This window comes from Paramagnetospirillum kuznetsovii (assembly GCF_003284725.1).
GTDB classification, from domain to species: domain Bacteria; phylum Pseudomonadota; class Alphaproteobacteria; order Rhodospirillales; family Magnetospirillaceae; genus Phaeospirillum; species Phaeospirillum kuznetsovii.
Genome location: NZ_PGTO01000002.1, coordinates 210638 through 223973, shown reverse-complemented (window position 1 = coordinate 223973; position 13336 = coordinate 210638). Strand labels below are relative to the sequence as shown.

The 13336-nt window shown below is 59.2% G+C and carries 15 protein-coding genes, 1 tRNA gene and 1 pseudogene; 6 read left to right on the top strand and 11 right to left on the bottom strand.

All coding sequences use genetic code 11. The features are described from left to right. Positions 1-1473, top strand: coding sequence for a hypothetical protein (locus CU669_RS03700; protein WP_112142460.1), 1473 nt, complete (start codon positions 1-3; stop codon positions 1471-1473). On the opposite strand, the gene CU669_RS03695 is transcribed toward CU669_RS03700, so the two are convergent. From CU669_RS03695 to CU669_RS03675, 5 genes and pseudogenes are all read right to left on the bottom strand, one after another. Further along, positions 1459-2511: an SGNH/GDSL hydrolase family protein gene (locus CU669_RS03695; protein ID WP_161539572.1), complete on the bottom strand. Its 1053-nt coding sequence runs from the start codon at positions 2509-2511 to the stop codon at positions 1459-1461. The genes CU669_RS03700 and CU669_RS03695 overlap by 15 nt on opposite strands. A 21-nt stretch (positions 2512-2532) precedes the next feature. Beyond that, positions 2533-2609: transfer RNA gene (locus tag CU669_RS03690), tRNA-His, on the bottom strand. Positions 2610-2649: 40 nt separating this feature from the next. Further along, positions 2650-3810 carry an aminotransferase gene (locus CU669_RS03685; RefSeq protein ID WP_112142458.1) on the bottom strand — a complete coding sequence of 387 codons (1161 nt, stop codon included), beginning with the start codon at positions 3808-3810 and terminating at the stop codon, positions 2650-2652. Positions 3811-3913: 103 nt separating this feature from the next. Further along, on the bottom strand, positions 3914-6613 hold the full coding sequence (topA, locus tag CU669_RS03680; RefSeq protein ID WP_112142457.1) for a type I DNA topoisomerase: 2700 nt from the start codon (positions 6611-6613) through the stop codon (positions 3914-3916). A 34-nt stretch (positions 6614-6647) separates the two neighbouring features. Then, positions 6648-6779 (bottom strand): annotated as a pseudogene (locus CU669_RS03675) (DprA-like winged helix domain-containing protein); the annotation flags it as partial. A gap of 223 nt (positions 6780-7002) precedes the next feature. Here CU669_RS03675 and CU669_RS03670 point away from each other — a divergent pair. Next, positions 7003-8190, top strand: coding sequence for an integrase family protein (locus tag CU669_RS03670; RefSeq protein ID WP_112142456.1), 1188 nt, complete (start codon positions 7003-7005; stop codon positions 8188-8190). Positions 8191-8209: 19 nt separating this feature from the next. Continuing rightward, positions 8210-8407 (top strand): HVO_A0114 family putative DNA-binding protein, encoded by a 198-nt coding sequence (locus tag CU669_RS03665; protein ID WP_112142455.1) that lies wholly within the window; start codon positions 8210-8212, stop codon positions 8405-8407. A gap of 38 nt (positions 8408-8445) precedes the next feature. On the opposite strand, the gene CU669_RS03660 is transcribed toward CU669_RS03665, so the two are convergent. Genes CU669_RS03660 through CU669_RS03645 form a run of 4 tightly spaced genes read right to left on the bottom strand, consistent with a single transcriptional unit; the run spans position 8446 to position 9914 of the window. After that, on the bottom strand, positions 8446-8673 hold the full coding sequence (locus CU669_RS03660; RefSeq protein ID WP_112142454.1) for a TraR/DksA family transcriptional regulator: 228 nt from the start codon (positions 8671-8673) through the stop codon (positions 8446-8448). A gap of 31 nt (positions 8674-8704) precedes the next feature. Further along, positions 8705-9211: a helix-turn-helix domain-containing protein gene (locus CU669_RS03655; protein WP_239988521.1), complete on the bottom strand. Its 507-nt coding sequence runs from the start codon at positions 9209-9211 to the stop codon at positions 8705-8707. Between the two features lie 21 nt (positions 9212-9232). Further along, positions 9233-9646 carry a MucR family transcriptional regulator gene (locus tag CU669_RS03650; RefSeq protein ID WP_112142453.1) on the bottom strand — a complete coding sequence of 138 codons (414 nt, stop codon included), beginning with the start codon at positions 9644-9646 and terminating at the stop codon, positions 9233-9235. Beyond that, on the bottom strand, positions 9636-9914 hold the full coding sequence (locus CU669_RS03645) for an HU family DNA-binding protein (RefSeq protein WP_112142452.1): 279 nt from the start codon (positions 9912-9914) through the stop codon (positions 9636-9638). The genes CU669_RS03650 and CU669_RS03645 overlap by 11 nt, the downstream gene beginning before the upstream one ends. Before the next feature lie 191 nt (positions 9915-10105). Between CU669_RS03645 and nrdR the strand changes: the two genes are divergently transcribed. The 3 genes from nrdR to CU669_RS03630 all read left to right on the top strand — a co-directional run bounded on the left by nrdR (position 10106) and on the right by CU669_RS03630 (position 12337). Beyond that, a complete protein-coding gene (nrdR, locus tag CU669_RS03640; RefSeq protein WP_112142451.1) occupies positions 10106-10567 on the top strand; it encodes a transcriptional regulator NrdR in 462 nt (153 codons plus the stop codon). Positions 10568-10632: 65 nt separating this feature from the next. Further along, the gene (locus CU669_RS03635; RefSeq protein WP_112142450.1) at positions 10633-11427 is read left to right on the top strand and encodes a hypothetical protein; all 795 of its coding nucleotides are present in this window, start codon (positions 10633-10635) and stop codon (positions 11425-11427) included. Continuing rightward, the gene (locus tag CU669_RS03630) at positions 11417-12337 is read left to right on the top strand and encodes a 3'-5' exonuclease (protein ID WP_112142449.1); all 921 of its coding nucleotides are present in this window, start codon (positions 11417-11419) and stop codon (positions 12335-12337) included. Before CU669_RS03635 ends, CU669_RS03630 begins: the two co-directional genes overlap by 11 nt. A 24-nt stretch (positions 12338-12361) precedes the next feature. Here CU669_RS03630 and CU669_RS03625 read toward each other — a convergent pair whose 3' ends face one another. After that, positions 12362-13006: a hypothetical protein gene (locus CU669_RS03625; RefSeq protein WP_146747664.1), complete on the bottom strand. Its 645-nt coding sequence runs from the start codon at positions 13004-13006 to the stop codon at positions 12362-12364. Continuing rightward, complete coding sequence (locus CU669_RS03620; protein ID WP_239988519.1) at positions 13003-13263, bottom strand: DUF3572 domain-containing protein; 261 nt, start codon at positions 13261-13263, stop codon at positions 13003-13005. Before CU669_RS03620 ends, CU669_RS03625 begins: the two co-directional genes overlap by 4 nt. Between the last annotated feature and the right edge of the window lie 73 nt (positions 13264-13336).

Genomic DNA, 13336 nt, shown 5'->3' with positions numbered 1-13336 from the left:
ATGCAGGCTGACAAAGTGTGGGAACGGGCGGGATGGACAGTGGCCGGGTTGGCCTGGATCAACATCGTCGCCGTCGCCGTGGCCTACATGCTCTATCAGGGTTATATCGATCACGGGGAATCGGCCATTTCGGCCATGGCCTGGAAGCTTATGGAAGGCGCCCAGGTCTATTACCCGATGGACTCGCCCGAGCGGATCTCCAATGTCTACGGCCCCGTCACATTCCTGTGGCACGCGTGGCCGCTGGCACTGTTCGGCGGAACCGTCTCCGCCAGCAAGATCGCCGCCATGGTGGCGGCGGTTCTGATGACGCCAGCGCTATTCATCCTGACTCGCGGCACCGGTTCCATGCTGGGCTGGATCGTCGCCTTCCTGACCGCCATCTACACCGTCAATGTCGCCTTCCCAGTGGTAATTCGGCCGGATGCGCTGCTGACCCTGGTGGTGGCCGTCGCGGTTTTCGCCGCCGCCAAGGCCGATACCTGGGGGTGGCGATCGACCGTGATCATGGCCATGGCGGCCGGTATCGCGGTGGACATCAAGATTCACGGCTTCATCTATCTCGCCCCCATCGGCCTCTATCACCTGTCGGGCAACTGGCGGCGGCTTCCTGTCATGGCTATTGTCGCCGCCGCCGTCGCCGGACTGTTCTTTGTCATGCCGGCCTTTCCCCTGACCAATTATCTGGCGTGGTTCGGGCCGATGGCGGGCAAGGAAAACAACTGGCTGGTCGGGTGGTTCTGGGAAATCGCCCTGTATTACTTTCCGTTCCTGTTCGTGGCACTGGGTGCCAGTCGCCGTCTGCCGGTGCGAGAGACCGTCTATCTGGGCGCCTATGGCCTGTGCGTGCTGCTGACGGTATTCCCCGCCACCAAGCTGGGCGGCGGCAGCCACTACTTCATGCCGTTCCTGCCCATGGCCGCCGATCTGTTGCGCCGCGTGGCCGCCCTTGGGCAGACCCGGCGCCAGCGCATCGCCATCACGGCAATGGCGCTGCTCACCCTCATGGGATCGTTTCAGGCGGAACGCCGCTTTTTCAAGCGGCTGGAATGGGGACGCTCGGCAGATGTCACGGCCGATATCGCCGACATCCTAGATCGCCACAAGGACAAGCGGGTCCAGATGACCTCGGGCTATGTGGCGGCCACCGATGCCACGGCGCCACTCAGCTTTCATTACTACCAGTGGCGCAATCTGCCGGTCTATCGCGGCAATCCCTACACTCTCGACGTCGGCATCATGATGGAACTGACCAAACTGGGCGTTCCGTTCCCGGCGGAAGCGGTCCGCAGGCTGGCGTCCTGCCACACTCAGGTCTGGCTGGTGCCCAAGGACGGCGAGCCGCTCAACATCAAGGGCTACTACAACCAGCAGGTCTTCCCGCAAGAGGCGCGCGACGCCTTCTTCGCCCATACCAGGAAGGTGGAGAGCAGCCGCTATTTCGATCTCTGGGAATGCCTACCGACCCAGTAGGGGATGGTCCTTCAAGCCCTCGAATATCATTGACCCGATCTTGGCCGCGCCTTGGGGCGTGTTGTGGGCGACATCGTAGAAGTCTCCCTCGGCGAAGATCCACTGGCTGCCCATGTCGAGGCAGGTCATCCGCAATTCGCCGCATACCGCCATGGCGGCGGCGTTGTGAGCGGCCAGACGGCGATGTTGATCGACGCCGTTCGGCCCGGCCGGGGTGACGATCCCCTCGCCCCGGCCGTCGCGGAAGCGCCAGTCGCCCCGAGGCTGCGTCACGAAGATGGGCTCGGCTCCCAATGCCCTGATCTTTTCAGCCATCAAGCGCAGCCTGCGCGCATAGTCGGTGGGGGCTAGGTCGCTTTCGGGCGGCTCGGCCGCCTGGGTCGTCCAAACCGCCGAGGCGAAATCGAAGCTTTCGTGGTTCAGCCGCGCCTTGCGGGCATTCAACGCCCCCAGGGCCGATTGCCATAGACGGAACAGGGCGCTGTTCTGGGTGAACCATTTGTAGCGGCTGGAATGCTTCAACTGATCGACCACGTTGCCGCCCACATGCACGTCGTTGAGCCCCACATAGGCGAGGACAAGTTTCGGCTTGAGGCCGGGAACATGGGCCAGCCACGACTCGAGGGCCACCAGATGGCCGACGCTGCTTTGGCCGTCGATGCCTGCATTGGCGATCACCATGGGACGGCCCGCCTGGCGAAATGCGTCTGTCAAGACCGCCTGCCAGGTCTGGTCTTCCGGCAGATACATCTGGTTGGTGGTGCTGCCGCCAAGGGTGACCAAATCAACCTTGGCCGGATCCAGCTCCGCCCCCCGGAAACCCCAATGATTGCGGCGATAGGTGAAGGTATCTCCATGGGGATAGAGGCCCTTGGCACTCACCGTCAGGCGCGTGTCGCGTGGCAGGGCGATCCGATCCAGCGGGTCCGACGACAGCCATGCCCCGAACACCAGTTCGGCCGCCACGGCGACCGCCAGCAGCAGCCCGAGATTGAAGGCCGCGATCTTAGCCCAGCGCCTGATAGGCAAAGAGGTCATGGCGCGACCGAAAGGGGGGGATGGGGCGAGTGATCGGGATCGAACCGACGACATCCAGTACCACAAACTGGCGCTCTAACCAACTGAGCTACACCCGCCACCGGAGGGCGCATGTTTAGCGAATACCCGGTGGTGCCGTCAAGAGCCGAAGTACCGTTCCAGCCTGGAGATCGCCTCCAGAATGGCACTATCGGTCTTGGCGAAGCAGAACCGGGCGAAATGATCGACGTCCTTGGTCTGGTAGAAGGCGCTGACCGGAATGGCGGCGACCCCCGCCTTCTCGGTGATCAGGCGGCAGAATTCCTCATCCGATCCGCTGAATTCGAGCGGCCGGAAATCGGCCGAGATGAAATAGCTGCCGCCGGTGTTCAGCACCTGGAAGCCCACCCGCTCCAGACCGGCCGCCAGCAAGTCGCGGCGCGCCTGCAACAGCGTCACCAGCCCCTGGTAATAGGCATCCGGCAACCCCAACCCGAAGGCCACCGCCGCCTGAAGGTTGGGGGGCGTGGTGAAGGTCAGGTATTGATGCGCCTTGGCCACCGGCTGCAACAGGGCGGGGGCGGCGATCACCCAGCCCACCTTCCACCCGGTCAGCGAAAAGATCTTGCCCGCCGAGCCGATCTTCAGGCAGCGCTCGCGCATGCCGGGCAGGCTCATCAGCGGAACATGGCGCCGGTCGTCATAGACCAGATGCTCATAGACCTCGTCGCACACCGCATAGGAATCGTGTTTTTCCAGCAGCCCGGCCAAAAAGGCCAGTTCATCGGCGTCCCAAACCTTGCCCGCCGGATTCGTTGGGCTGTTGAGGACGATCAGCTTGGTCTTGTCCGAGAACGCCGCCGCCAGTTGGTCGCGCGGCAAATCCCAATGGGGCGGCGCCACCCGCACCAGCTTCGGGATGCCGCCCGCGCGCAGGATGATGGGCAGGTAGGAATCGTAGAGCGGCTCGATCAGTACCACCTCGTCGCCCGGCTCGATCAGGCCGAACAGGCAGGACGCCAGCGCCTCGGTGGCGCCCGAGGTCACCATCACCTCGGCCATGGGGTCGAGGTCGAGGCCGTAGAACCGCTTGTCGTGGGCGCCGATGGCGGCGCGCAGCTCCGGGGTGCCCATCATGGAGGGATACTGGTTGGGACCGCTGGTGAGCGCCTCCGCCGCCTTGGCGACCACCTCGGCCGGTTCCAGCCCTTCCGGGAAGCCCTGGCCCAGATTGACGGCGCCATGGGCCTGGGCGAGGCGCGACATGGTCTCGAAGATGGTGGTGCCGAAGGACGACAGGATGGAATTGGCGGGTTTCATGCACCTTGTTCCCATGCTTCCTGCCGGACCAGGGCGGGCTGGAAGCCCGCGCTCCGAGGAGTAGCCCCGGGTCCGGAGCGCGGCCGTCCCGGCCGCCTTGGTTCTATTCCGCCGCCTTCTTGGCCTTGGGCTTGGCCGGGGCTTTCTTTGCAGGCGCCTTCTTGGCGGCGGGCTTCTTGGCGGCAGGCTTCTTGGCGGCAGGCTTCTTGGCAGGCGCCTTCTTGCCGGTTCCCTTGGTGGCGGCGCGGGCCTTGATCAGCTCCATGGCGGCGTCCAGCGTCACCGCGTCCAGCACCGCGCCCTTGGGCAGGGTGGCGTGGACGCCGTCGCGCGACACGTAGGGTCCGTATTTGCCTTCATGCAGGGTGACCGGCTTGCCGTCCACCTCGCCCAGGGTCTTGAGCGGCGCGGCGACCGAGCGGCCCTTGGCCTGGGCCAGCAGTTCCACCGCCCGGTTCATGCCGATGGTCAGCACGTCGTCGCCCTTGGCCAGCGACTTGTAGCCGCCGTCATACATCAGATAGGGACCGAACTTGCCGACGCCGGCCTTGATGATCAGCTTGGTCTCGGGGTGCGGTCCCACCTCGCGCGGCAGGGCCAGCAACTGGCAAGCCACGCTGAGGGTGACGTCGGCCGGTTCCAGGCCGCGAAAAAGCGAGACCCGCTTGGGCTTGGGCGCCTTGGCCACCTTGGGCTTGGCCGCTTTCTTGCCCTTGGCCGGGGGGGCGGGCTCGGGCGCGGGTTCGGGCGCCTTCAGGGTGCTCTCGTCGCCCAACTGGACATAGTAGCCGTAAGGCCCCTTGCGCAGGGTCACCGGCAGGGTGGAAACCGGGTCGGTGCCCAGCTCCTTGGGGCCTTCGCGCACATCCTCGTCACCGGCGTTCTCGGCGGTGGTCAGCGGCCGGGTGAAGCGGCATTCGGGATAGGCCGAGCAGCCGATGAAGGCGCCGAATTTGCCCAGCTTCAGGGACAGCCGCCCGGCGGTGCAGGTGGGGCAACTGCGCGGATCATGGCCCGAGCCGTTGTCGGGGAAGAAGTGCGGCCCCAGCAACTCGTCCAATGCGTCCAGCACTTGGGTGACGCGGAGATCCTTCGTCTCGTCCACCGAGCCGGAAAACGCCTTCCAGAACTGATCGAGCACCCTCTTCCACTGGATGCGACCGCCGGAAATGTCGTCCAGCTGGTTTTCCAGCTCGGCGGTGAAATTGTATTCCACATAGCGGCCGAAGAAGCTTTCCAGGAAGGCGGTGACCAGTCGGCCGCGGTCTTCCGGGATGAAACGCCGCGCATCCAGCTTCACGTAATTACGATCCTGCAACACGGTCAGGATCGAGGCATAGGTCGACGGACGTCCTATCCCCAGCTCTTCCATGCGCTTGACCAGACTGGCTTCCGAGAAGCGCGGCGGCGGCTGGGTGAAATGCTGGTCGGCCTTGATGGACTTGCGGGCCATGGCGTCTTTTTCCGCCACGTCGGGCAGCAGCTTTTCGGCCTCGTCCTCGTCGGAATCGTCGCGGTCTTCCTGGTAGACCTTCATGAAGCCGTCGAACACCACCACCGAGCCGGTGGCGCGGAAGGTGATCTTGTGGTCATTGCTGGCAATGTCGACCGCCACCTGATCCAGCTCGGCCGAGGCCATCTGGCTGGCGATGGTGCGCTTCCACACCAGTTCGTAGAGGCGCAGTTGATCCTTGTCGAGATACCTGGCCACGTCCTCGGGCTTGCGGGCCAGATCGGTGGGGCGGATGGCCTCGTGGGCCTCCTGGGCGTTCTTGGCCTTGGTCTTGTAGAGGCGCGGCGCGTCGGGCACGTAGCGCGGGCCGAATTCCTGGCCGATCACCTCGCGGGCTCCGGCGATGGCCTCGGCGGCCATCTGGACACCATCGGTTCGCATATAGGTGATCAGACCCACCGTCTCGCCGCCGATATCGACGCCTTCATACAGGCGCTGGGCCAGTTGCATGGTCCGCTGCGCCCCGAAATACAGCTTGCGGCTGGCTTCCTGCTGCAGGGTCGAGGTGGTGAAGGGCGGATACGGATTGCGCTTGGTCCGCTTGCGCTCCACCGAGCCGACCGTGTAGCTGGCACCGGCGGCGGCCTTCTCGGCGGCGCGGGCGGCGGCCTCGGTGGGCAGATCGAACTTGTCGAGCTTCTTGCCGTCCAGATGGGTTAAGGCCGCCGACAGCACGGCGCCCTTGGGAGTCTGGAAATCGGCGGCGATGGTCCAGTATTCCTGGGACTTGAAGCTTTCGATCTCGGATTCGCGCTGGCAGATCAACCGCAGCGCCACCGATTGAACCCGGCCCGCCGAGCGCGAGCCCGGCAGCTTGCGCCACAGCACCGGCGACAGGGTGAAGCCCACCAGATAGTCCAGGGCGCGCCGCGCCAGATAGGCGTCCACCAGTTCCTGGTCGATGTCGCGCGGCTTCTTCATGGCGTCAAGCACGGCGGTCTTGGTGATCTCGTTGAACACCACCCGCTTGACCTCGACGCCCTTCAGCGCCTTGCGGTCCTCCAGCACCTTCTTGACGTGCCACGAGATGGCCTCGCCCTCGCGATCCGGATCGGTGGCGAGGAACAGCTTCTCGGCCCCCTTGACGGCGGCGGCGATTTCCTTGACGTGCTTTTCGGACTTGGGGTCGGTCTCCCAGTCCATGGCGAAGTCCTCGTCGGGACGCACCGAGCCGTCCTTGGGCGGCAGATCACGGATATGGCCGAACGAGGCCAGCACATGAAAATCGCTGCCCAGATATTTATTGATGGTCTTGGCCTTGGCCGGAGACTCGACGACGACGACCTTCATGGGGTTCCGATCACACTCGCAAAAACAACCGGGCTCAGCCGACCAGCAGCGAAACCCTATTGCCGGGGTGGCGGTCCAGACGGCCTGCCAGTTCCAGTTCCAGCAGCACCCAGGACACCACGGAGGGTGACAATTGGCATTGGCGGATGATTTCGTCAACCCCAATCGCACATCGTTGATTTTATTGTTTTTTTCGCGATTTCAATGCCCTAACAGGGGGCTAAACTGAGAATGCATACAGAACACAACATCAACATAACGTACACGACCGTACTTCGCTGCTTACCGGTTGCTTTCCCCAGAAGGCCGCCGACATACGAATAAGAAAGGCGGAAATCCGCCATTTCGACCCGGTTTAGAAAAAGCCTATCACGACGAAGGAAAGCACCGTGCCCAAAATCCGCTTGACCACAACCGCCCTTCGCACCCTCGTGCCGCAATGCACAGACAGAATCTACTGGGATGAAACTCTGCCGGGGTTTGGCGTCAAGGTCACCCCCAAGGGGCACAGGTGCTATGTCGTTCAATACCGCAACTCGTATGGCGTAGATCGACGCATGACACTTTCAGATGTGCGAGTGCTGACCATTGAGCAAGCTCGAACCAGAGCGAAAGAAGTGTTGGCGAAGGTAACTCTGGGCGGTGATCCCGCCAAGGACAAGCAGGATGACAGAAAGTGCATCACCATAAATGATATACTCGACTTATATATGGCGAATCACATTGAGAAAAAAGGAGCAAACACGCAGCGTTCTTACAGAGCAATGTATAAAAATTATGTGCGGCCATTTATGGGAACTAAGCCATGGAAAGATGTCACCCAAGATGACTGCCAGAAATTACTCGATCATGTGACGGAGACATCGGGAGAAGGGAACGGCAACAATGCCGTTGGCTATCTTCGATCAGCCTGGAACTGGTGCATCCCAAAAATTCTGCCGATGAACAGCAATCCAACATTTAAGGTGGAGATGAACGAGAAGAGATCAAGAGATGTTGTGATCGATGAAAACGAATATCGGGAGCTATACAAAGCCCTTGTTGCTCATCGCGACGCAAACCCTCAGAACAACCCATCAATGTATATGGCAATCGAAATGATTATATTTACAGCAGCCCGAAAAATGGAAGTGCTGTCAATGCAGTGGGATGCCGTAAAGGATGGATATATTCATGTGACCGACAAGGGGAATTCACGGCGTCGTAAACCGAAGATCAAGCAAATCGTGATCACGGAACCCGTTCAGGAACTCCTTGGCAGAATCCCGAAAAATTCAAAGTGGCTTTTTGCTCGCTCCACGGCACCGGAATTGCACATCACCTCTGTTGACGAAGTATGGTGTGATGTCCGAAAGGAAGCTGGCTTGCCACATGTGAACATCCACGATCTTCGCCGTTCGTGGATTACGTTCGCAATTGATGACCTGAAGATCAGCCTTGAGACGGTCTCGAAGGCAGTTGGGCACTCAAGCCCGGAGGTCACCAGAATCCACTACAACAAGATTGCCCGGAAAACCAAGCTCAAGGCGAATCACGACATTGCCGAGGGATTGGCATCTGCAATGATGGGCGATTAGATGCATCACCGGCATCTTGATGGCGATGAAGCGATTGGAAATGGTTCGCTTCCTTCGGGAGCACCCCACGACATCAGTTGCTGAACTCGCCCGGCAACTCGGTCGAGATTATAAAAATGTCTGTGAAGATGTGGACGCCCTGGCCGCCGCTGGCCTGATCGAAAAGGAAGGCCGGTCGATCAGGGCGATTGCAGACGAGATAGTCCTGAAGCTTTAGGAAATGCCCAGAGCAGCTTCGACCGTCATCGGCGAACACTACCCGCCGACGCGGTGGGCACGCTTCCTGGAAGCTTCATCTTCCGCTGCACATTCGGCACATAGGCGGGCGGTAGGGTTGATCCGAAGGCGTTCAGCTTCAATTAATTCCTCGCAGGATCGGCAAACGCCGGTCGAAGGTGCTTCATTTTTCTTCAATCGAGCGGCCTTCAAAGCTTCCGCAATGAATTGCTCTGCCCGGTCATTCGCAACGTCAGCTTCGTCCATGGTTCCTCATCGCATACCGCTTAATTTCCCACTATTTGGGGGCTGCCAGTGATTTTGCCAGTGCGAGAACCTGATCCCGGACCTTGGGGTCACTGATGCTGAAATAGGCTCGGACCAATTCGAGAGTTTCCCGTTTCGTCATCGGATCATCGTCGGGGACATCGACTGCCTTGGTGACGTTGCCACGGATCACCTCAACAGGAGATGCCGATCGGGCTGATGCCGAAACTTCCTCGAAAAAATAGCCGACACGGACATCCAGAACACGGGATAGATCGAACAGTCTGGATGCTCCCACCCGATTGGCCCCCCGTTCGTATTTCTGGACCTGCTGGAAGGTCAGCCCCAGGCACTCACCCAGTTTCTCCTGACTCATCCCGAGTAGGGTTCGACGAAGCCGGATGCGGGCACCAACATGGACATCAATGGGGTTGGCACTGCCGTCATCCAAGCGACCTCTGGTAGACCGGCCAGCCTTCTTGGCGACCTTGGCAGGCTTGGGGGTGGCTGTGGGCTTGGAACTCTTACGTGGCGGCATGGTGATCCCTTCCCCTGATCATCAGGTGGCTGATTTGGGCCGACGATTCTTCCGCGTGAAGCCAAGCCCCGCTGCCTTGGCGAGTTCGGATCGGCGTGCAGCATATTCCGGTGCAACCAAGGGGTAATCCCTGGGTAACGACCACTTGGTCCGGTACTCGTCGGCGGTCAGTCCGTGGCCGGTCAGGAGATGCCGCTTCAGCATCTTCTGGTGGTCGCCGCATTCCAGACAGACGATATGGCCGGGGGTCACAGACTTCTTTACCGAAACGGCAGGTTGCTGCTGTTCAGCCGGTGCTGTGACCGGGGCGTCCGTGCCAACCAAGGTCGAATAAACGGACTTGATCAGGTTCGGGATTTCAGTGGCAGCCAAGGCGTTGCCACCCAAGTAGGCGACCACGATCTTGGTGGTCAGAGCCTTGATGTCATCGGCCATTGATGGTGTCCTTCAGCCTCTTACCGGCAGTGAATTTCGGCGACTTACTTGCGGGAATGACGAGGGTTTCCCCAGTACGTGGATTTCGGCCAGTGCGATGAGGGCGTGATGCAACAGAAAATGAGCCGAAGCCGACCAGACGCACATCATCACCTGACTTCATGGCGGCGGTGATGGCTGCGAAAACAGCATCAATGGCATTGCCCGCGTCGGCCTTGGTCATGTTGGCCGCATCGGCGACGGCATTGATCAATTCGGACTTGTTCATGTTGCTCCCCCCTACGAAAAGTATGGCTTCATGAATTGCACGAGGTGCTTGTACCGTCAAGCTCCGCCAGATTGTCTTAACTCGTCGCAAACTCTAATGCCGATCCTCTCGACTGCCGATGCCTCCGTCCTTGCTGGCAGTTGCTATTTCCTGAATGATTGTCCCGATCATCGGTGGTGGGAGGCGAACCAATGCGATGCCCGTTTTGCGGTCAAGACGATACCCAGGTGAAGGATTCACGCCCGACCGACGACAATGCGGCCATCCGTCGCCGCCGAGCTTGTCCAGGTTGTGGATCGCGGTTCACTACCTTCGAGCGGGTTCAAATCCGTGATCTTGTCGTGGTCAAGAAGGACGGCAGCCGTTCTACCTTTGACCGCGACAAGGTGATCAAGTCGCTTCAGATCGCCCTGCGGAAACGCCCTGTCGAAGATGACCAGATCGAACGGATTGCCAATGGCGTCTACCGCCGCCTGGAGAGCCTTGGCGAAAATGAAGTTCCGTCCAAGCTCATCGGCGAACTGGTCATGGACGTGCTGATGGAACTCGATCAGGTCGCCTACCTCCGTTATGCATCGGTCTACCGGAACTTCCGTGAGGCCAAAGATTTTGGGGATTTCCTGGGGAAGATGGGAACCAGCAGCGGGGATTGATACGCCCTGACGATCACAGCACAAGGCATTGCCCTACCATACCCTTCCGTTGGAATGTGCTTATCATGTTCAGCCGTTATGTGGGCATCGACTACTCCGGGGCGGAAACGCCAACAGCGAACCTCAAAGGACTGCGGGTCTACGTCACAACTGGGGCTGCTGATCCGATTGAGGTGCCACCACCGCCGTCGCCTATTCCGAATCCGACCCCTCGAAAATATTGGTCCCGAAAGGGTATCGCCCACTGGCTTGTGGACCTGCTCTCAGATGAGGTGTCGACTTTGGTTGGCATCGATCACGGCTTCTCCTTCCCCCTTCGATATTTTGAAGTGCATGGTTTACCTCCTGATTGGCCGACCTTCCTTGATGATTTCCATGCTCATTGGCCCACTGACGGCGATCATGTCTATGTCGATTTCGTTCGGCATGGTGCCGTGGGGAATGGTGCGGATCGCACCGGCAATACTCGGTGGCGGCGACTGACTGAGGAACGGGCCGGTGGAGCCAAATCGGTATTCCACTTCGATGTGCAGGGAACCGTCGCAAAATCTACTCATTCCGGAATTCCCTGGCTCCGGTTCATTCGCCACCAGCTTGGCCGACGAATTCATTTCTGGCCCTTCGATGGATGGGAAATTCCTTCAGGACGTTCTGCCATTGTTGAAGCCTATCCCGCCCTCTGGAGCCGTGGATTCCCCAGGCAGGATCGCACACCTGATCAGCATGACGCTTTCAGTATCGCGGCATGGATGTCACGAGCAGACCGAGATGGCACCCTTCCTGGGTTCTTCCACCCCAACCTTTCACCACCACAGCGAACTGTAGCTGAAGTTGAAGGCTGGATTCTGGGTGTCGCCTGAGGAAGAGGAGCGTGGAATGCAGGAGATGGGTGATCACGAGAAGATGGCTGTGGCGTTGGAGGCCACCGGCCAGTATCGCGTCCTTCGCAAATTGATCCCCCGCCAGAATCTTGCTCCGCACGATGGTTCCAAGACCCGATTGGGCATTTTTATCGACGTGGAAACCACGGGTTTGGACCCGACCAAAGACGAGATCATTGAGTTGGCAATGGTCCCGTTCGTTTATGGTTTGGATGGTCGGATTTTTGAGGTTCACACAGCTTTCCAAGGTCTGCGACAACCCGAGAATCCCATTCCACCGGAAATCACCAAGCTGACTGGCATCACCGATGAAATGGTCGCCGGGAAATCAATCGATCCCGATGAAGTATCTGCATTCGCGGCTCCTGCCGCCATCGTGATCGCCCACAATGCCGCCTTCGACCGGAAATTTGCAGAGCAGTTTTGCCCAAGTTTCTCGACCAAACCGTGGGGCTGCTCAATGTCCCAGGTAGATTGGACAGGTGAAGGATTCGAAGGTACCAAGCTCGGATACCTGCTGGGCGGTTTCGGCCTTTTTCACAATGGGCACCGGGCGACGGACGACTGCCACGCCGCCATCGAAATCCTGGCTCGGCCACTACCGAAGTCCGGTGTTCCTGCCATGGGGAAGCTGCTGGAAAAAGCCAGGGAAGCGACGTGTCGGGTCTGGGCAGAAAATTCGCCATTTGACCTGAAGGACGTATTGAAGGCACGGGGATACCGGTGGTCGGACGGAAGCGATGGCCGACCACGGGCTTGGTTCATCGACGTGGCCGAGGATCAGCTTCAGTCGGAAAAGGATTTCCTGCTCCAAGAAATCTATCAGCGAGATGTGGACATTCATGCTGCCCGGATCACTGCTGTCGAAAGATTCTCAATTCGGTGCTGATAGTCGGACCCCTTTTTTGCCCTTTCAAGGCCACGTCACTCCATCCGGTATCAGTTCTACTTCGGTCTTTCGAGCCTCACTGTTGAAGGCCACCTTATATCTGTCGCCCTTGAACAATATAGGGCAGCCAGTTGTATCGCATTTACGCCGCTGCTCGTATCCGTTTTCGAGAAACACCTCATCAAATGAAGCACCTAAATGCTTGGCAAGCTCTCTAATGTTATCGATGTAGTCCTGCTGCCAATAATCCTCAAACACCTCAATCTCAATCGGACCAGACGTGTAAGTGTCCATGTCTACCAGGGAACTCGCTGAAATTTCCGATACATTCGACTCATATCCAGGAAATCCTGGCGTCTTGTATTCGCAGCAGCAGAACGGCCTGAAGCACGCGGGCCGAAGCCCGCTATCCCAAACGATGTTTATCAACTCAGCAATGTTATCTTGATAAAAACGGGATAGCTCCGGGTATATATGAAATGATGCAGCGACATCTCCATGGATCGAAGAACTCACCCACCCGTCCTTGACACTCTCGATGAACCAATCCGGCGTCATCATGAGCGTTTCGACCCGCAGAATATCGTGCGGCTGCCATGAAGTCGCATTTATGCTTTTGACGTGATTTGATTTCATCAGGTCTGCTTTAGGTTCATTGTTGTTGATCAAGTCAATTTCATGCGGGCCATCATCGGCAGTTCCGGCGGCAGACCAACATGGTCGGCAAACGCCAGCACGGATGATTCGTCGGCCAGAAGGAAGTCCAGCACCGATCCAAGGAATGCTGGTTGATCGATACGATTTCGCAGATCGTCGGCACCGCATCCTGTGATGGAGATAAACCGATCACGCATGGTGTCATCGCCAATGATCCAGGCGACCACTTGAAGAGCGATAGTTTCCGCATCACCAGGGGTCATCTTCATGGCTACCGGTCTTGGCTTCGGTTCGTATGTTTTGAAGGGGTCCACAAGTGCCTCTTTGATCAAGATGATTGCA

What these genes read in the sequence shown, in the direction of transcription:
- CU669_RS03700 (WP_112142460.1), top strand. Translation starts at nt 1, where the DNA reads ATGCAGGCTGACAAAGTGTGGGAACGGGCGGGATGGACAGTGGCCGGG.
- CU669_RS03695 (WP_161539572.1), bottom strand. Translation starts at nt 2,511, where the DNA reads ATGACCTCTTTGCCTATCAGGCGCTGGGCTAAGATCGCGGCCTTCAAT.
- CU669_RS03685 (WP_112142458.1), bottom strand. Translation starts at nt 3,810, where the DNA reads ATGAAACCCGCCAATTCCATCCTGTCGTCCTTCGGCACCACCATCTTC.
- topA (WP_112142457.1), bottom strand. Translation starts at nt 6,613, where the DNA reads ATGAAGGTCGTCGTCGTCGAGTCTCCGGCCAAGGCCAAGACCATCAAT.
- CU669_RS03665 (WP_112142455.1), top strand. Translation starts at nt 8,210, where the DNA reads ATGGCGATGAAGCGATTGGAAATGGTTCGCTTCCTTCGGGAGCACCCC.
- CU669_RS03660 (WP_112142454.1), bottom strand. Translation starts at nt 8,673, where the DNA reads ATGGACGAAGCTGACGTTGCGAATGACCGGGCAGAGCAATTCATTGCG.
- CU669_RS03655 (WP_239988521.1), bottom strand. Translation starts at nt 9,211, where the DNA reads ATGCCGCCACGTAAGAGTTCCAAGCCCACAGCCACCCCCAAGCCTGCC.
- CU669_RS03650 (WP_112142453.1), bottom strand. Translation starts at nt 9,646, where the DNA reads ATGGCCGATGACATCAAGGCTCTGACCACCAAGATCGTGGTCGCCTAC.
- CU669_RS03645 (WP_112142452.1), bottom strand. Translation starts at nt 9,914, where the DNA reads ATGAACAAGTCCGAATTGATCAATGCCGTCGCCGATGCGGCCAACATG.
- nrdR (WP_112142451.1), top strand. Translation starts at nt 10,106, where the DNA reads ATGCGATGCCCGTTTTGCGGTCAAGACGATACCCAGGTGAAGGATTCA.
- CU669_RS03635 (WP_112142450.1), top strand. Translation starts at nt 10,633, where the DNA reads ATGTTCAGCCGTTATGTGGGCATCGACTACTCCGGGGCGGAAACGCCA.
- CU669_RS03620 (WP_239988519.1), bottom strand. Translation starts at nt 13,263, where the DNA reads ATGAAGATGACCCCTGGTGATGCGGAAACTATCGCTCTTCAAGTGGTC.